Origin of the sequence: Xanthomonas bonasiae, from assembly GCF_014836395.1 — a bacterium.
GTDB classification, from domain to species: Bacteria; Pseudomonadota; Gammaproteobacteria; order Xanthomonadales; family Xanthomonadaceae; genus Xanthomonas_A; species Xanthomonas_A bonasiae.
The window spans coordinates 79,311-96,649 of the sequence record NZ_JACSQX010000011.1 but is presented as its reverse complement, the minus strand read 5'-3'; the positions used below and the strand labels follow the sequence as shown (position 1 = coordinate 96,649).

At 69.9% G+C, this 17,339-nt stretch carries 18 protein-coding genes; 13 read left to right on the top strand and 5 right to left on the bottom strand.

All coding sequences use genetic code 11. The features are described from left to right. Nucleotides 1–145: 145 nt before the first annotated feature. From H9658_RS17890 to H9658_RS17865, 6 genes are all read left to right on the top strand, one after another. Nucleotides 146–937 (top strand): ABC transporter ATP-binding protein, encoded by a 792-nt coding sequence (locus H9658_RS17890; RefSeq protein WP_179570478.1) that lies wholly within the window; start codon nt 146–148, stop codon nt 935–937. Then, nucleotides 937–1,686, top strand: coding sequence for an MlaE family lipid ABC transporter permease subunit (locus tag H9658_RS17885; RefSeq protein WP_003466288.1), 750 nt, complete (start codon nt 937–939; stop codon nt 1,684–1,686). Before H9658_RS17890 ends, H9658_RS17885 begins: the two co-directional genes overlap by 1 nt. A 100-nt stretch (nt 1,687–1,786) precedes the next feature. Beyond that, entirely contained in the window at nt 1,787–2,332 is a 546-nt protein-coding gene (gene mlaD, locus H9658_RS17880; protein WP_191826396.1) for an outer membrane lipid asymmetry maintenance protein MlaD, read from the top strand. Continuing rightward, complete coding sequence (locus tag H9658_RS17875) at nt 2,329–2,994, top strand: MlaC/ttg2D family ABC transporter substrate-binding protein (protein WP_191826395.1); 666 nt, start codon at nt 2,329–2,331, stop codon at nt 2,992–2,994. Before mlaD ends, H9658_RS17875 begins: the two co-directional genes overlap by 4 nt. Further along, nucleotides 2,984–3,298, top strand: coding sequence for an STAS domain-containing protein (locus tag H9658_RS17870; RefSeq protein WP_191826394.1), 315 nt, complete (start codon nt 2,984–2,986; stop codon nt 3,296–3,298). The genes H9658_RS17875 and H9658_RS17870 overlap by 11 nt, the downstream gene beginning before the upstream one ends. Nucleotides 3,299–3,302: 4 nt before the next feature. Continuing rightward, the gene (locus H9658_RS17865) at nt 3,303–4,364 is read left to right on the top strand and encodes an MlaA family lipoprotein (RefSeq protein ID WP_191826393.1); all 1,062 of its coding nucleotides are present in this window, start codon (nt 3,303–3,305) and stop codon (nt 4,362–4,364) included. A 1,305-nt stretch (nt 4,365–5,669) separates the two neighbouring features. Here the strand turns inward: H9658_RS17865 and H9658_RS17860 are convergent. The 3 genes from H9658_RS17860 to rmuC all read right to left on the bottom strand — a co-directional run bounded on the left by H9658_RS17860 (nt 5,670) and on the right by rmuC (nt 8,625). Next, on the bottom strand, nt 5,670–6,215 hold the full coding sequence (locus tag H9658_RS17860; protein ID WP_191826392.1) for a glutathione peroxidase: 546 nt from the start codon (nt 6,213–6,215) through the stop codon (nt 5,670–5,672). Between the two features lie 243 nt (nt 6,216–6,458). Beyond that, nucleotides 6,459–6,848: a hypothetical protein gene (locus H9658_RS17855; protein WP_191826437.1), complete on the bottom strand. Its 390-nt coding sequence runs from the start codon at nt 6,846–6,848 to the stop codon at nt 6,459–6,461. A 184-nt stretch (nt 6,849–7,032) separates the two neighbouring features. Continuing rightward, nucleotides 7,033–8,625 (bottom strand): DNA recombination protein RmuC, encoded by a 1,593-nt coding sequence (rmuC, locus tag H9658_RS17850; RefSeq protein WP_191826391.1) that lies wholly within the window; start codon nt 8,623–8,625, stop codon nt 7,033–7,035. A 199-nt stretch (nt 8,626–8,824) separates the two neighbouring features. Here rmuC and H9658_RS17845 point away from each other — a divergent pair, with 199 nt between their 5' ends. The 7 genes from H9658_RS17845 (at nt 8,825) to H9658_RS17815 (ending at nt 15,096) form a co-directional block, all read left to right on the top strand. Continuing rightward, nucleotides 8,825–9,448 (top strand): glutathione S-transferase family protein, encoded by a 624-nt coding sequence (locus H9658_RS17845; protein ID WP_191826390.1) that lies wholly within the window; start codon nt 8,825–8,827, stop codon nt 9,446–9,448. A 476-nt stretch (nt 9,449–9,924) separates the two neighbouring features. Further along, nucleotides 9,925–10,353: a hypothetical protein gene (locus H9658_RS17840; RefSeq protein ID WP_191826389.1), complete on the top strand. Its 429-nt coding sequence runs from the start codon at nt 9,925–9,927 to the stop codon at nt 10,351–10,353. After that, entirely contained in the window at nt 10,353–11,081 is a 729-nt protein-coding gene (locus H9658_RS17835) for an MgtC/SapB family protein (RefSeq protein ID WP_179570464.1), read from the top strand. The genes H9658_RS17840 and H9658_RS17835 overlap by 1 nt, the downstream gene beginning before the upstream one ends. 43 nt (nt 11,082–11,124) lie before the next feature. Beyond that, nucleotides 11,125–12,198, top strand: a complete 1,074-nt coding sequence (locus tag H9658_RS17830) for a sensor histidine kinase (protein WP_406848143.1) — start codon at nt 11,125–11,127, stop codon at nt 12,196–12,198. An 8-nt stretch (nt 12,199–12,206) separates the two neighbouring features. Next, a complete protein-coding gene (locus H9658_RS17825; RefSeq protein ID WP_191826436.1) occupies nt 12,207–12,818 on the top strand; it encodes a response regulator transcription factor in 612 nt (203 codons plus the stop codon). A 140-nt stretch (nt 12,819–12,958) separates the two neighbouring features. Next, on the top strand, nt 12,959–14,383 hold the full coding sequence (locus H9658_RS17820) for an amino acid permease (RefSeq protein ID WP_191826388.1): 1,425 nt from the start codon (nt 12,959–12,961) through the stop codon (nt 14,381–14,383). Next, nucleotides 14,380–15,096, top strand: a complete 717-nt coding sequence (locus H9658_RS17815) for a DUF6882 domain-containing protein (protein WP_191826387.1) — start codon at nt 14,380–14,382, stop codon at nt 15,094–15,096. Before H9658_RS17820 ends, H9658_RS17815 begins: the two co-directional genes overlap by 4 nt. 235 nt (nt 15,097–15,331) lie before the next feature. Here H9658_RS17815 and H9658_RS17810 read toward each other — a convergent pair whose 3' ends face one another. Together H9658_RS17810 and H9658_RS17805 are read right to left on the bottom strand one after the other, a co-directional pair. Then, nucleotides 15,332–16,543 (bottom strand): MFS transporter, encoded by a 1,212-nt coding sequence (locus H9658_RS17810; RefSeq protein ID WP_191826386.1) that lies wholly within the window; start codon nt 16,541–16,543, stop codon nt 15,332–15,334. A gap of 184 nt (nt 16,544–16,727) precedes the next feature. Next, nucleotides 16,728–17,132: a DUF2628 domain-containing protein gene (locus H9658_RS17805; RefSeq protein WP_179570456.1), complete on the bottom strand. Its 405-nt coding sequence runs from the start codon at nt 17,130–17,132 to the stop codon at nt 16,728–16,730. Nucleotides 17,133–17,339: the final 207 nt, after the last annotated feature.

Sequence of the window (17,339 nt, the reverse complement as noted above, 5' to 3'; positions counted from 1 at the left end):
CAGGTCCAATACACGCTGTTGCATGTACGGCATCCCCGGACCACGCGCACACGGGCTTCACGGATGCGACAATACTGCACGGCCCAGTTCGGTTAAGTTCAGCGGACTGGTTCAATCCTGTGTTGATTTTTCGTTAAAGGCCGCGATGGCGTCTTCCGAATCCAATGTGGTGCAGCTGTCGGGCGTGCGCATCGACCGTGGCGGCCGCGCGATCCTGCGCGATGTCTCGCTGGCGGTGCCGCGCGGCAGCATCACTGCCGTGCTCGGCCCGTCGGGCAGCGGCAAGTCGACCCTGTTGGCGGCGCTGACCGGCGAGCTGGTGCCGGTCGCAGGCACGGTCGAGGTCTTCGGCCAGCCCTTGCCGCGCGGCAGCCGCGCGCTGCGCGAGACGCGCAAGAGCATCGGCGTGCTGCTGCAGGGCAACGGCCTGCTCACCGACCTGAGCGTGGCCGAGAACGTGGCGCTGCCGCTGCGCGCCCACACCCGCCTGCCCGAGCCGGTGCTGCAACGGCTGGTGGCGCTGAAGCTGCATGCGGTGGGCCTGCTCGCCGCCGCCGATGCCTGGCCGCGCGAGCTGTCCGGCGGCATGGCGCGGCGCGTGGCGCTGGCCCGCGCGCTGGCCCTGGACCCGCCGCTGATGATCTACGACGAACCGCTGACCGGCCTGGACCCGATCGCCTCCGGGGTGATCATGAGCCTGATCCAACGCCTCAACGACACCCTCGGCCTGACCAGCATCATCGTCAGCCACCACGTTCACGAGACCCTGCCGATCTGCGACCAGGCGGTGGCCATCGCCAATGGCGGCGTGGTCTTCGCCGGCACCCCGGACGCGTTGCAGGCCAGCGCCGATCCGCTGCTGCAGCAGTTCCTGCACGGCCGCCCGGACGGCCCGATCCCGTTCGATGCGCCGGCGCGCCCGCGGAGTGCCGCCTGATGGGCGCCGTCGCCTCGATCCGTGCGCTGGGCCGCGCCGGGCTGTTCTCGATCACCGTGCTGCGCGGTTCGCTGCCGACCCGCGATTTCCTGGCCGAACTGGTCCGCGAGATCTACAAGGTCGGCGCGCGCTCGCTGCCGATCATCGCCGTCGGCGGCGCCTTCGTCGGCCTGGTGCTGACCCTGCAGGGCTACCGCACGCTGCAGACCTACGGCGCCTCCGATGCGCTGTCCACGCTGCTGGGGCTGTCGCTGTACCGCGAACTGGCGCCGGTGCTGACCGCGCTGCTGTTCATCGGCCGCGCCGGCAGCTCGATCGCCGCCGAACTGGGGCTGATGCGCGCCACCGATCAGATCAAGGCGCTGGAGCTGATGGCGATCGACCCGGTGGCCAAGGCGGTGGCGCCGCGCTTCTGGGCGGCGGTGCTGACCGTGCCGCTGCTGACCGGCATCTTCTGCTCGCTGGCGATCAGCGCCAGTTACTTCGAAGCGGTGCACGTGCTGGGCCTGGACAAGGGCACGTTCTGGTCGGCGCTGTCGAGCAGCGTGGATTTCTGGGACGACTTCGGCGTGGCGATGCTGAAGTCGGCGGTGTTCGGCGGCACCGCGGCGCTGGTGGCCTCGTATGTGGGCTTCCACGCCGAGCCGACCATCGAGGGCACCTCGGTAGCCACCACCCGCGCGGTGGTGAACGCCTCGCTGCTGGTGCTGATGTTCAATTTCGTCCTGTCGGCGCTGCTGTTCCAGTAGGGACCGCGCGCCACCGTCCGCCCTCGCCGGCGGGCGCTTGCGCAACACCGGCCGCGGCACTGTCGCCGCGGCCCAGATGAATCAACAAGGTAGACACGTTATGGCTATCCGTGGTCCCCGTCTCGAGTTCGCCGTCGGCGCCTTCCTGCTGCTGGGTCTGGCCTCGCTGCTGGTGCTGGCGCTCGCTTCCACCAACCGCCAGTGGGGTTTCGGCGGCGGGCGCTACGAACTGACCGCCCGTTTCTCGCAGATCGGCCAGCTGCGCCAGCAGGCGCCGGTGAAGATCGGCGGGGTGATCATCGGCCAGGTGGCCAAGATCGAGCTGGACCCGGCCAAGTTCGACTCGGTGGTGACCCTGGCCATCGACGACCGCTACAAGGACCTGCCGGCGGACACCTCGGCCGGCATCCTCACCAGCGGCCTGCTCGGCGAGAGCTATGTCGGCCTGCAGCCCGGCGGCGACCCCGACACGCTCAAGCCCGGCCAGGAGATCGCCTTCACCCAGCCGGCGGTGGACCTGATCCAACTGGTCGGCAAGTACATGTTCGGCGGCGGCAGCAGCGGCGGTAACGCCGGCGCGACGCCCGCTGCCGCATCCTCCGCGAACACCGCCACTCCCTCTACGGAAACGGAACCCAAGCCATGACCAACAAACTGCTTTCCGCCGCTCTCGCCGCCGCCCTGGCCGCCGCCGCACCCGCCATCGCGCTGGCCCAGGCCGCGCCTGCCGCTGCCGCCGCCCAGCAGGGGTCGGCCAGCAAGGTCGTGCTCGACAACAGCACCCGCATCCTGACCACGCTGGAACAGCGCCGCGCCGAGTTCAAGAACAACAACGCCGCGCTCAAGCAGTTCATCGACAGCGAGATGAACAAGTCCTTCGACCGCGACTACGCCGCGCGCCTGGTGCTCGGCGTGCACGGCCGCGGCGCCTCCGATGCCGACGTCAAGCTGTTCGCCGACGCGATGGCCGACAACCTGATGCAGCGCTACGGCACCTCGCTGCTGACCTTCGAAGGCAAGCCGCAGGTGCGGGTGAAGTCGGAAACCCCGCTGCCGGGCGGCCGCGGCGCCAAGGTCTCCACCGAACTGCTGCGCAGCGGCGGCGACCCGATCCCGGTCGATTACCTGGTGCGCAACGTCGGCGGCAGCTGGAAGATCTTCGACGTGATGGTGGAAGGCGTGTCGTACGTGCAGACCTTCCGCAACCAGTTCGACACGCCGCTGCGCACCAAGTCGATCCCGCAGGTCGCGGCCGATCTGCGCAACGGCGCGCTGCAGGTGGCACCGGCGAGCAACAGTGGCAAGTGAGCCACGCCTGCGTCGCGACGGCGACACGCTCGCGCTGAGCGGCGTGCTCGACCGCGCCGCGGCCACCGCGCTGTGGCCGGCGGCGCTGCCGCTGCTGGCCGACGCGCGCGCGCTGGACCTGCGCGAGGTGGCGCAGGTGGACAGCGCCGGCCTGGCGCTGCTCGCCGAACTGGCCGCACGCCTGCGTGCGCAGGGCCAGGCCGAGGTCGCCATCCATGGCGCCCCGGCCGGCCTGACCGAATTGAGCGCCGCCTACCGGCTGGCGCCGACCCTGGATTTCCAATCTCCCCTGGCGGCGAGCTGACCCCATGAACGTGCTGCGTATCCTCACTTCCCTGGCCCTGGCCGCCGCCCTGGGCGCCTGTGCCGGTGCCCCCAAGCGTTCCCCGCCGCCGCCGGCCGCGACCGTGGAGCCGGCCACGCCGGCCGACGCCGCCGTGGCCGATAGCGGCGCCGTGGACGCGGCGCCAGCGGCCGATGCGCAGGCCGCGCCGGCCGCCGTCGCCGGCGACACGCTGGCCGCACCGGCGAGCGTGCCGCCGACCGCTGGCGCAGCCACCACGGCCGAAGACGACTACGCCGCGCTGTACGGCGGCGACCCGTACAACCCGGTGGCCGATCCGACCCTGCCGGCCGGCGTCGCCGTGCCGCAGAGCTACGATCCGTGGGAGAAGTTCAACCGCAAGGTGCACAAGTTCAACAACGTGGTCGACCGCACCGTGGCGCGGCCGCTGGCGCGCGCCTACGTCAACGTGGTGCCGCGGCCGGTGCGGCTGGGCGTCACCAACTTCTTCGACAACCTCAGCTCGCCGCTGACCATGGTCAATCAGCTGCTGCAGGGCCGTCCGCTGCAGGCCGGGCAGACCCTGGGCCGGTTCGTGATGAACAGTACGCTGGGCATCGGCGGCATCTTCGATCCGGCCAGCGACGCCAAGCTGCCGCGGCGCAGCGAGGACTTCGGCCAGACCCTGGGCGCCTGGGGCTGGCGCCGTTCGCGTTACGTGGAGCTGCCACTGTTCGGGCCGCGCACGGTCCGCGACGTGTTCGGCCTGGCCGGCGACGCGCCGCTGTCGCCGCTGCGGCAGATCGAGGAAGACACGGTGCGCATCGGTCTGCAGGGCCTGCAGTTGGTGGATACGCGCGCGCAGCTGCTGTCGCTGGACAGCATGCGCGACAACGCGCCGGACGAGTACCAGCTGACCCGCGACGCGTGGATGCAGCGCCGTGCCTACCAGATCGAAGGCGACCTGCGCAGCCACAACAAGCGCCAGGACAACGACCTGCCCGACTATCTGCGCGAGGAAGAGACCAATCCGACCGTCCCGGTGGACGCGATGCCGATCCCGGAATGGCGCGGCGGCAGCCGCTGAGTCGCGCCGATTCGGGCGACCCTGAAGAAACCCGGCTTCGGCCGGGTTTTTTGTGGCTGGTTTTTTCCTGTCACCGCCAAGGTAGGGGCATCGCGCTCCCCAGCGGTTATTGGTGGACGCCAGATATTGCGGCACGCGATGGTCACGACGAATGTCCCGCCCCCAGCGTACTTGCTCCTGCTGTTGCTCCTGCTGTTGCTCCTGCTGTTGCTCCTGCTGTTGCTCCTGCTGTTGCTCCTGCTGTTGCTCTGCTTTTGATCTACCGGGTCCCCTCAGCGCGGCAGACCCGGCGGGCGAATACCCGAAGGGCGGCGCGCAGGATGCGCGACGTTTTTCGTTGGCACATGGGTAAGCCGGATAAAGGCGAAGCACTGCTTCGCCCCGGCGAACGGGCCGGCGCCGCGCGGCGCCTGCCCCGGGCTTGGCCGCGTAGCGGACAAGTGCCATCGAAAAATGCCCGTTGGGGCTGCGGACCTGGAGCGCGCAGCGCGGAAGGCGCGCTGCGGGGGGTGCTTTCTTTTGGTTACTTTTCTTTGCACAAGCAAAGAAAAGTGACCCGCGCCAGCGGAAGCTGTTGCTCTTGCTTCAAAGCTTCAAGCTTCAAGCTCCAAAGCTTCAAAATCTCAATGCCAGAACCAAGGCAATGGCAAAAGCTTTCGCCTTGCGGCGAGTCACTTTTCTTTGCTCGCGCAAAGAAAAGTAACCAAAAGAAAGCGCGCCCTGCCTTGCGCCCTCCGCGCTGCGCGCTCCGGGTCCGCGGATGCACCGGGGATTCGCGGAAGGGGCATCCTGCCCCTGCCGCGAACGGCGCACATCCATGTGCGCCGCCTTTCGGGTTTTTCCCCGGTCCATCCGCCGCTGCGGAAGGGAACCCGGAAAGTCAAAAGCAACAGCAATGCCAAAGCAACTGCAACTGCAAAGGCGGAGGCGGCGAAAGTGCCGGCAAGAACCGCAGCAGACTGAGCGCCATCGCGGCGACCATCGGGACGCCTTCGCATCAGATCGCTGGCTGTAATGCCCTGACGGCCGCCGTGAGACGACTCCGAATGCGTTCGGCCTTCCGAAGCGATGAACGCATGGAAGCAGCTCCGACCTCCATCGATCCCGGAGCCGATAACCAGCATCCCTCCTATCGTGCACTCGGCAAGCCAGCCGCGCTCCTGTAGGAGCGGCTTCAGCCGCGACGAACGGAGCCAGGAATCGTTACGCGCTCGGCGAATTGTCGGAGCTGAAGCCCCTCCTGCAGTGCATCCGGATAGCCAGCAGCGCCTGCGGCATCCAGCAGGCTGCGGACACCGCGGGCGTTTAGGCGGCCAGCGCCGCCTCGAGCGCCGTGCGCAGGCGCGAGTCCTCGGCGGTCACGTCCGGGGCGAAACGGCCCAGCACCTGGCCATCGCGGCCGACCAGGAACTTCTCGAAGTTCCACAGCACGCCTGGCGCCAGATTGGGCTCGATGCCATAGCCGACCAGCTTCTCGCGCATCGGTCCTTCGCCCTCGGTGTGCGGCTGCGCCTGGATCAGCGCGCGGTACAGCGGATGCGTGGCCTCGCCGGTGACCGCGATCTTGGCGAACATCGGGAAGGTCACGTCGTAGGTGAGCTGACAGAACTGCTGGATCTCCGCCTCGCTGCCCGGCTCCTGGCCCTTGAAGTCGTTGGCCGGGAAACCGAGCACGTCCAGCCCGGCGGCGTGCTTTTCGCGGTACAGCGCTTCCAGCCCTTCGTACTGCTTGGTCAGGCCGCACTTGGAGGCGACGTTGACGACCAGCAGCACCTTGCCGCGATGCGCGGCCAGGGATGCGGGCTGGCCATCGATGGTGGTCAACGGGATGTCGTAGATCGATTGATTCACGTGCGGCTCCTGCAACAAGATGGAGCGCAAGCATAGGCGCCTGGCCGCGCAGCGGCTATCGCGCGTCGACCTGGGCGTGTGCTTCATCCGGGCAAACCGTGCCGCTCCTGTCCGTGCATGGGGCAGGAAGCGCGCATGCGTCCACGCCGGAGTCATGACGCTGCCCCCGCGCACGCAGGAGCGGCCCTGCGGGTTGGTGATGGCAGACCCAGCGCGCCCCGCTCGGCGCTGGAGCGCGCGCCCTCAGTCGATGCAGACCTGCGATCCGCCCACGCCGCCTTGCACGGCCTGCCGGCAGCCGTAGTTCTCGCTGATGTCGCGCTGGCATACGCCCTGCGCGGCGGCGCCGGTGGGCACCGGCGTGACCGCCAGGCAGTCGCCGCGGCACTGGCTCTTGTCGCTGCACGTCTTGCCGGCATCGGCGAACGGGATCACGCACTTGAGCAGTCCGCGCCGGCCGAGCGGGCGCAGGCTACCGCCCTGTGCCGTGCACGCCGCGGCGTCGGCCGCAGCGCTGCCATCGCCGCCCGCCTGTGGCGCGGATGCCACGGGGGTCGCCTGCGGGCTTGGACCGCTACTGCAGGCAGCCAGCAGCAGGCAGGACAACAGTGGCATGCACCATCGCATCGACATCGGCGTCTCCATTCGGCCAGGTTTCGGCGCGCAGTATCGCAATGCGCCTGTGGCGAGCGGGTGCATGGGCGTGCGCGATCGCGCCGCGTCCTTGTCCTGGCGCGTGAGATCGTCGTCGCCGGCATCGGCGATGGGCAACTCGAAGCAGCGCGCGCGGCGAGGTGTGTGGCGTGCCCGATACCGCCTATTCCTGCTCGTCGCGCGCCGGATCCTCGTCCGCCTCGGCATCGGCGATGGGCAACTCGAGATCGAGCAGCGGGGTGAACTGCGCATCGGCCAGCGTCTCCACCCCGCGCAGGCGGCGCTCGATGGTGCGGGTCTTGCGGCTGGCATCGCCCAGGCTCTTGCCGACGGTGCTGATCTGCTTTTCGGCCTTTTCCAGGATGCCGGCGAACTTGCCGAACTCGCTCTTGACCGCGGCCAGCACGCCCCACACTTCGCTGGAGCGCTTCTCGATGGCCAGCGTGCGGAAGCCCATCTGCAGGCTGTTGAGCAGCGCGGTGACGGTGGTGGGGCCGGCGATGACGATGCGGTGCTCGCGCTGCAGCAGGTCGGCCAGGCCGGGCCGGCGCAGGGTTTCGGCGTACAAGCCCTCGGTGGGCAGGAACATCACCGCGAAATCGGTGGTGTGCGGCGGCGCGATGTACTTGTCGCTGATCGACTTGGCCTGCACCCGGATCGCGCGCTCCAATTGCGCGCCCATCGCCAGCACCTGGTCCGCATCGCCCTGCTCCTGCGCGTCGAGCAGCCGCTCGTAGTCCTCGCGCGGGAACTTGGCATCGATCGGCAGCCACACCGGCGTGTCCTCGTGGCCGCGGCCGGGCAGGCGCACCGCGAAATCGACTGCCTCGTTGCGCTCTGGACGCACCCGCACGCCGCGCGCGTACTGTTCCTGGGTCAGGGTCTGCTCGAGGATGTTCTCCAGCTGCACTTCGCCCCAGCCGCCGCGGTTCTTGACGTTGCTCAGCACACGCTTGAGATCGCCGACGCCGGTGGCCAGCTGCTGCATCTCGCCCAGCCCGCGCTGGACCTGCTCGAGCCGTTCGGAGACCAGCTTGAACGAGGCGTCCAGGCGCGTGTTGAGGGTGGTCTGCAGCTTCTCGTCGACGGTGCCGCGCATCTGCTCGAGCTTGGCCGCATTGTCGGCCTGCAGTTCCTTCAAGCGCTCTTCCAGGGTGCTGCGCATCTCGCCGATGCGCTGCTCGTTGCGCTGGATCAGTTCGTTGAGCCGCTGGCCGAGCGTGTCGGCGAAGCGCTGCTGCGACTCGGCACCTTCCAGGCGGCCCTTGCGCGCGTCCTCGACCAGGGTCTCGCGCAGCGCGGTCAGGTGCGCGTCGATGCGCGCGATCAGCTCGCTCTGCTGCTGGCCGAAGTGCAGCATGCGCGCGTCCTGCTGCTGGCCGAAGGCGTCGAGCTGGCTGCGCATTTCGACCAGGCGCTGGTTGAGCAGTTCGGCCACGCGTTGCTGCGCCTCGCCGGCCTCGACCCGGCCGCGCCGCGCGTCTTCGGTCAGCGCCTCGCGCAGCAGGTCCAGGCGCTGGTCGGTGCGGGTGGACAGGTCGGCGAGATGGCGGGCGAAACCTTCGCTGCGCGCATCCTGCTGCCGCGCCAGGCTGTCGAGCTGCTCGCGCAGTTCGCCGCGGCCGCCGCGCTGTTCCTCGCGCAGGGCCTGCTCCAGCGCCGTGTGGTTGGTCCGCCGCAGCAACAACGCCAGCAGCAGCACGAGCACGGCGCACAGCAGGCCGGCCAGGATCAGGAAATGGGGATCGGTTTGCATGCCGCCAGTGTAGCCGGCCGCGTCTCAGGCGCTGCGCCATGCGGCGACCTTCGCACTACCTTACCTGCGCGGATGGCCTGCCGATGGTGGAAGCCAGGCGCGCCACGGTCCGCGCCATCTCGGCGACCGCGCTGCGGCTGCATTGCACAGGGCGACGTAGTGATGCAGGCTCGATCGCTCCAACCTGGCCCGGATTTCCATGCTCACCCTCTACGGCAAATCGTCCTCGATCAACGTGCGCAAGGTGCTGTGGCTGTGCGCGGAACTGGAGCTGCAGATCGAGCAGCTGCCCTACGGTACCGGCTTCGCCGCGGTGGACACGCCGGCGTTCCGCGCATTGAACCCGAACGCGCTGGTGCCGGTGCTGCGCGACGGCGACTTCGTGCTGTGGGAGTCCAACAGCATCTGCCGCTACCTGGCGGCGCGCCAGCAGCGCGCGGACCTGCTGCCGACCGCGCCGCAGGCGCGGGCAACGGTCGAGCAGTGGATGGACTGGCAGGCCACCGAACTCAACAACGCGTGGCGCTACGCGTTCATGGCGCTGGTCCGCGACAGCCCAGCGCATCGCGATGCGCAGGCGCTGGCGCAGGGCATGGCCGGCTGGCACCGGCACATGGGCATTCTCGACGCGCAGCTGCAGCGCACCGGCGCCTATGCGGCGGGCGCGGACTTCACCCTGGCCGACATCGTGCTCGGGCTGTCCACCCAGCGCTGGATGGCCACGCCGATGCAGCGGCCGCCGCTGCCGGCGGTGGCGGCGTACTACGAACGCCTGTCGGCACGCCCGGGCTTTCTGGCGCACGGCCGCAACGGCATGCCGTAACCGTTCCTGCGCAGCGCGTGCCGCCGCGGCGCTGCCTTTGCCCATGGCGATACGTTGGTATAGGCGGGCGATGCGCATGGCCATGAAAAAGCGCCGCATGCGCGGTGGCCGTCGCCAGGCCACGTATGCCAAGCTTTGCCGCGTCGCGAAGCTGCAGCCCGGCCAGCGCGGCAAGACCTCGTGCGTCCCCACTGCCGCCCGCGTTGGCGGCGTGCGGATGCCGTGTCTTGTCGCAGCGCCAACGCCGCCGCCGCGTCCACGCCCGCAACGCCTGCGTCCGCCGCCGACGCCGCAACCGCGCACGTTCCGCCCTCATCAGGAGACCGCCATGGACCCCGACCCGCATCCGCGTGGCGCCATCGCCACGCTCCCGCCTGCGCTGTCCTGTTCACGCTTGCCCGGTCCCGCCCCGGAGACGTCCGCCCATCCGCAAGGGTGAGGCGCCCCTTCCGGCAGCGCGCCGGAAGGAGGTTCTCATGCTGCTGTACACGTCCCGTTTCCAACGCACCCTGCAACGCGCGCTGCGCGCGGCGGTGGCCATGCACCGCGCCGATATCCTGTGCCAGCTGCTCGCCGCCCATGGCGTGCGCGCGTTTGCCAAGGCCTTGTCCGGCTTCCCCGGGCGCGTGCTCGCCGATGCGCTGTCGCTGCTGCCGGGCGAGGACCGCATCCGCGTGCTGGTGCGTCTGTCGCGGCCAGCGCGGCGGCGCCTGTGCCAGCCCGGTCCCGCCGTGGCGATGCTGCCGGGCTGGCGGCAGAGGATGCTGGAGTGGTGGTCGGATTCGGTGGCGGCGCTGCGACGCGCGATTGCCACGCATCTGCCGCATCATGCCCGGTCCCTGTCGTCCGACATCTCCGCAGGCATTGCGATGACCCCTCCGCTCCGCCACCGGTCGCCGCGCTGATGGAAGCGCTGCGCCTGTTCAATCTCGCCTCGCTGCTCGACACCCTGGTGAGCCTGTCCACCGCTTTCGCGCTGGGCGCGCTCATCGGCTTCGAGCGGCAGGTGCGGCAACGCACCGCCGGCCTGCGCACCAACACCCTGGTCGCCGTCGGCGCGGCCATCTTCGTCTCGCTCGGCGACCGCCTGTTCGAAATCCATGGCGGTACCCAGGGCGCGGTGCAGGTGGTGGCCTACGTGGTCTCCGGCATCGGCTTTCTCGGTGCCGGCGCGATCATGAAGGAAGGCGCCAACGTCACCGGCCTGAACACCGCGGCCACGCTGTGGGGCTCGGGCGCGGTCGGCGCCTGCGCCGGCGCCGGGCTGGTCGCCGAGGCGGTGCTGGCGGCGCTGTTCGTGCTGCTCAGCAACACCTTGCTGCGCCCGGTGGTGAACCGGATCAACCGCCGGCCGCTGGAGGAATCCTCGATCGAGGCGACCTACGTGTTCTACGTGATCTGCGCCCGCGGCGTGCACGGCGAGGTGCGCGAGCGGCTGATCGAGCTGCTGGAAACCGCCCACTACCCGGCGCGCGAGGTGGACCAGCATCCGTTCGGCCAGCACGACGTGGAGATCGCCGCGACGCTGTACGCGACCGCGGTGCGCGCCGAAGAGCTGGATACGGTGATCCAGCACCTGGAAGGCGAACCCGGTGTACAACAGGCGTTCTGGAACGCCGGGGCCGAAGGCTGATCGCCCGGCCCCGCACCCGCATTCGCCCACCGCCATGACGCCGATGACCCGCTGCTTCACCTCGCCCTCGCCGCATCGCCGCCTGCTCGCGCTGGCGGCGCTGCTGCTGGCGCTGGGCGCGATCTTCGCCGCCGATACGCTGACCGACTACGGGGTGGCCGCCGCGTTGTTCTACACGGTGGTGATCCTGTTCGCGGTGCGGTTGCTCACGCGCATGGGCATGCTGCTGCTCGCCGGCGCGTGCATCGTGCTGATCGTGCTCAGCTTCCAGCTCAGCTCCGCCGGCGCGTACCGGGTGGGGGTGATCAACTCGGCCATCAGCATCGTGGTGGTGGCGGTGACCACGTCCATCGCGGTGCAGATGGAGCGCGCCAAGGCGGCCGCGCACGCCGCGCAGGCGCAGCTGCTGCGCCTGGCCCGCGCGCGCAGCCTGGGCAGCCTGACCGCCTCGATCGCGCACGAGGTCAACCAGCCGCTGGCCGCGATCGTCACCAGCGGCAATGCCTGCCAGCGCTGGCTCGGCCAGCAGCCGCCGAACCTGGAGCGGGCGCAGGCGGCGTTGCAGCGGATCCTCGACGACGCCAACCGCGCCAGCGAGGTGATCGCGCGAATCCGCAGCCTCAGCAAGGGCGAGGCGCCGCGCAAGAGCGCGTTCGACCTCAACGCCGCGGTGCTGGACGTGCTGGCGCTGTCGCGCGGCGAGCTGGAGCGCAACGCTATCGCGGTGCGGGTGGAACTGGCGCCGGCGCTGCCGCCGGTGCTGGCCGACCGGGTGCAGAGCCAGCAGGTGGTGGTGAATCTGTTGTTGAACGCGATGGAGGCGATGGCGGACACGCCGGCCGAGGCGCGGTCGATCCTGATCGGCACCGCGCAGGAGGATGCGGGTTCGGTGCGGCTGACCGTGGCCGATGCCGGCGTCGGCCTGTCGGCCGAGGCGCAGGCGCGCCTGTTCGACGCGTTCTGGACCACCAAGCCCGACGGCATCGGGATCGGCCTGAGCATCAGCCGCAGCATCGTCGAAGCCAGCGGCGGGCGCATCTGGGCCGCGCCGCGCAGCCCCTGCGGCGCGGTGTTCGGCGTGTGCCTGCCGATTGCAAAACCAGGAGCCCGCCCATGAACCTGCCGCTGTCAGAACGGCGCCCGGTGGTGTATCTGATCGACGACGACGCCTCGATCCGCGCCGCGCTGGAAGACCTGTTCGCCTCCGTGGACCTGCAGGTGCACGCGTTCGGCTCCAGCCGCGAATTCCTGCAGCACCCGCTGGCCGACGCGCCCAGCTGCATGGTGCTGGACATCCGTATGCCCGGGCAGAGCGGCATGGAATTCCACCGGCAGCTGCTCGAGACCGGACTGAACCTGCCGACCATTTTCATCACCGGCCACGGCGACATCGCGATGAGCGTGGAAGCGATGAAGAACGGCGCGATCGAGTTCCTGACCAAGCCGTTCCGCGACCAGGATCTGCTCGACGTGATCCAGCACGGCATCGCCCGCGACCGCGAGCGCCGCCAGCGCGAGGCCGCGCTGGCCGAACTGCGCGGCCGCTGGGCGACGCTGACCCCGGGCGAGCAGGAGGTGACCCGGCTGGTGGTGCAGGGGCTGCTGAACAAGCAGGTCGCCGCGCGGCTGCAGCTCAGCGAGATCACGGTGAAGGTGCGGCGCGGCCAGGCGATGCGCAAGATGAAAGCCGGCTCGCTCGCCGAACTGGTGCGGCTGGCCGAGCGGATCGGGTTGTAGCGACGGCGACGGTGGCCGCGCATCGCAATGCCAGCGGCGTTCGCCACCGTCCCGCCGGCGGGCAAGGCGGCCGGGCATAGCATTGCTGCACCGCATTCGGCGACACTCGCGGGCTTGTCCTGTCGCTCCCCGAGGCCCGCATGTCGTTCCTGTTCCGGCGCAAGTCGCTCGATCTGGTCACCGTCCACGAAGCCGGGCGCCGGCTGGTGCCCACGCTGAGCTGGCCGCACCTGGTGGCGCTGGGCATCGGCGCGATCGTCGGCACCGGCATCTACACCCTGATCGGGGTCGGCGCGCACCTGGCCGGGCCGGCGGTGCTGCTGTCGTTCGCGGTGGCCGGGGCGATCTGCGCCTGCGCCGCGCTGGCCTACGCGGAGATGGCGACGCTGATGCCGGCCGCCGGCAGCGCCTACACCTACAGCTACATCGCGCTGGGCGAGAGCATCGCCTGGGTGGTCGGCTGGAGCCTGATCCTGGAGTACTCGCTGGTGGTCAGCACGGTGGCGGTGGGCTGGTCGGGCTATGCGGTCGGCTTCCTCAAGGGCTTAGGCGTGGACCTGCCGCTGTGGCTGACCGCCGGGCCGCACGCCGGCGGCGTGGTCAACCTGCCGGCGGTGCTGATCACTTTCGTCGTCGCCGGCATGCTGATGCTCGGCACCCAGGCCAGCGCCACGGTCAACGCGGTGCTGGTGGCGGTGAAGATCGTCGCCCTGACCGTGTTCGTGGTGATCGCGCTGCCGCATTTCGACAGCGCGCGGATGGAGCCGTTCATGCCGTTCGGCTTCGCCAAATCGATGGGCGCCGACGGCGTCGAGCGCGGGGTGATGGCCGCCGCGGCGATCATCTTCTTCGCCTTCTACGGCTTCGACGCGATCTCCACCGCGGCCGAGGAAACCAAGAAGCCCGAGCGCGACCTGGCGATCGGCATCCTCGGCTCGATGGTCGGCTGCACCCTGATCTACGTGCTGGTGGCGCTGTCCGCGGTCGGCGCGATGAGCTACACGGTGTTCGGCCAGAGCGCCGAACCGCTGGCGCTGATCCTGCGCGAACTCGGCCAGGGCAAGGCGGCGACACTGATCGCCGCGGCCGCGGTGATCGCATTGCCGACGGTGCTGCTGGCGTTCCTGTACGGGCAGAGCCGGATCTTCTTCGTGATGTCGCGCGACGGGCTGCTGCCGCGCGGCCTGTCCAAGGTCAGCGCGCGCACCGGTACGCCGGTGGCGACCACGCTGTTCACCGCGATCCTGGTGGCGGCGCTGGCCGGCGTGGCGCGGCTGGACGAAATCGCCGCGCTGGCCAACGCCGGCACCCTGGCCGCGTTCATCGCGGTGGCCGCGTGCCTGCTGGTGCTGCGCGTGCGCGAGCCCGACCGGGTGCGCAAGTTCCGCACGCCGCTGGCGTGGGTGGTGGCACCGCTGGCGATCGGCGGCTGCCTGTACCTGTTCTGGAGCCTGCCGCACACCACGCAGAAGTGGTTCGCGTTGTGGAACGGGATCGGCGTGGTCGCCTACCTGCTCTACGGGCGCCGTCACAGCCTGTTGCAGCGCGGGGAACCGCGACCGTGACGCCGGCCTTCCAGGCCCTGCTGGCGCGCCATATCGGCAGCGCCTTCGCCCGGCAGATGGCGCTGGCCGACCTGCTCGGCGAACGCGGCTGGCGCCTGGATCTGGCCGAGGGCATTGCGCACTTCGGCGACGACCTGCACTTCCCGGTGCAGTTGCTGGGCAGCGCCGCCGAGGACAGCGCCAGTTGGCTGTGGGCCTGGGCCAACACCGCCAGCAACCTGCCGGAGAACCTGCTGGTCGCGGCGAACGCGCTGCGCGAGCGTGGCGAGCGCGACGGTCCGGCCGAACTGGCCACGGCGTCGCTGCCACTGGACGACGAAGGCCATACGATTGCCCTGCTCGCCGCCGCGCTGAGCGCGCGTTGCTACTACCGTGGCCCGTACCGCGGCGGTGCGCTGTTCTTCCTGCTCGACGACGTCCCCGCCGCGGTGTTCGCGCCGTGCGACGATCCGCGCGTACTCAGCCTGCTCGGACAATTGGTCGCGCAGTTCCCGCTCGACCACCGCGCGATGACCGAAGGCTTCCTCGACGACCAGGGCTATGCGCTGCAGCGCGAACCCGGGCAGACCGTCGCCACGCGCGGCGGCAGCCGGATCACGCTTGGCTTCGATGCGCTGGATCGCCTGACCCAATTGCAAGGCAGCCTCGCCCCGCAATCAACCCCCACGGTGACGAGCAAGCCGGCGCCGAAATGGCAGTTCTGGAAAAAATAACGACCGCCACGCATCGCCCCTCTCCCCTCGGGAGAGGGGTTGGGGTGAGGGTCCGGCGCGAAAGCGTCTCGCCGAGTGTGGATGCACGAGGCTGCGCCCGTACCCTCGTCCGCCCCTGCGGGGCCTGCTTCCAACGGGAGAAGGGACAAATTGCGCTGCGCCGGGTCCTGCCGGTTGCCATGAATGCATGCCTTGGAACGGATGCGAGCGTCACCCGATCCAGGCAGAAGCGCACTCAACGCGCCGGCACCACCGCGCGCCTGAATTCGCTGAAGTAGAACAGCAGCGCGGCCGTGCCGAAGCCGGCGCCGAGCAACGACAGCCCCGGCCAGCCGGCATAGGCGAAGACCGCCGCGGCCAGCAACGACCCGGCGGCGCCGCACACGAACACCGAGGTCATGAACAGGCCGTTGAGGCGGCCGCGCTGCTCCGGGGCCAGCATGTAGATGCTGCGCAGGCTCAGCACCTGGCACACCTGTACCGCCGCATCCAGCACCAGCGCGGCGATCACCAGCCACAGCAGCGCATGCGCGTGCGCGGCCCAGGCGCCGATGCCGAACGACAGCGCCGCGGCGGCCAGCGCCCAGCCGGTGGCCGGGCGGGTCCAGCCGCGGTCCGCCATGCGCCCGGCCAGCGGCGCGACCAGGGCGCCGGCGGCGCCGGCCAGGGCGAACAGCGCGATGTGCCGCTGGTCCATGCCGAAGGACTGCGCCAGCAACAGCGGCGAGCCGGTCCAGAACACGTTGAACGCAGCGAACATCATTCCTTGGTAGAACGCGCGCCGGCGCAGCAGCGGGGTGGCGGCGTACAGGCGCGGCAGCGAGGCCAGCACCGCGGCGTAGGACGCGCGCTGCGCGGGCCGGCGCTGCGGCAGGCGCCAGCGCAGCACCGCCATCAGCAGCAGCATCATGCCGGCGGACAGGAAGAACACCGCGCGCCAGCCCAGACTGGCGGCGACGAAGCTGGAAAACGGCCGCGCCAGCATGATCCCGGCCAGCAACCCACCCATCACCGTGCCGACCACGCGGCCGCGGCTGGCCTCCGGCGCCAGGTGCGAGGCGAACGGCACCAGGATCTGCGTGGCCACCGCGCACACGCCGACCACGAACGAGCCGATCAGGAACCCGGCCGCCGACTGCGACAGGCCGATGCCGAGCAGGCCCAGCACCACCCCGCCCAGCAGCAGGATCGCCAGGCGCCGGTTCTCGGCCACGTCGGCCAGCGGCACCAGCAACAGCAGGCCGGCGCCATAGCCGAGCTGGGTCAGCGCCACGATCAGCCCGGCCAGGCCCGCGTGCAGGCGCAGTTCCGGCGCGATGATGCCGATCAGCGGTTGCGAGAAATAGATGTTGGCCACCGCCAGGCCGCAGGCGGCGGCGAACAGCGCGATCAGGCCGGAGGACAGGCCGGCGGGTGCCGCATCGGCCTGGGAAGCGTGTGGGGACATGGGGGAGCCTGGCAGCGAAGGCGCCACGGTAGGCGCCGACGCCGGCAGACTCAAGCCGTCCCGCCACGACACAGCGTTGCGTCGTGGCCAGGGCGTGTGCCCAGCCCCCGCGCGATCTGCGCGGGAAGCGGCGGCATGCCCTGGGCGCGCGCCGCGCGGACTCAGCCGGCGCGGCGCGAGCGGGTTACCACCAGCGCATGCCTTCGAAGGGGTTCCAGCTGGTGCTGCCCTTCTTCACTTCCAGGTAGTAGGCGTAGTTGGCGATCATGCCGACCAGCACCGAATACGCCACGCCCAGGCCGTTGACGACCATCTTCGGCAGGAAGAACGACAGCACGCCGATCAGCAGCGAGATGCCGATCAGCACGATCGCCTTGCGCCACAGGCCGAGGATGAAGAAGTAGATCCAGCCGAAGAAGAACGCGAAGAAGTTCATGTTGATCTTCAGGCGGTCGCCGAACGACGGCAGCGCCTTGAACGCCGGCTTGAAGCCGGGCGAGGCCGGCCCGCCGTGGCGGTCGAAGAAGTCGAAGCGGAACTGCCACTTGGGGCTGAGCGGCGCGCGTTCGGGGAGGTTCTGGGTACTCATGGAGAGGCAATTCCTTTTCTTGTAATCGTTTACATTGTAGCTGAATAGGCCCGCTACGCACCATCCTCGGCACAGACTGGCACCATCGTGGTGCGTATGGTGGGTCGATGCAGTAGGCCACACGGGAGTCAGGCCCCCATGGATATCGGGCCGTTACGCGTCAGGAACCCGGCCTGCGGACGCGGCAGACGCCGCATGCGTGCGACG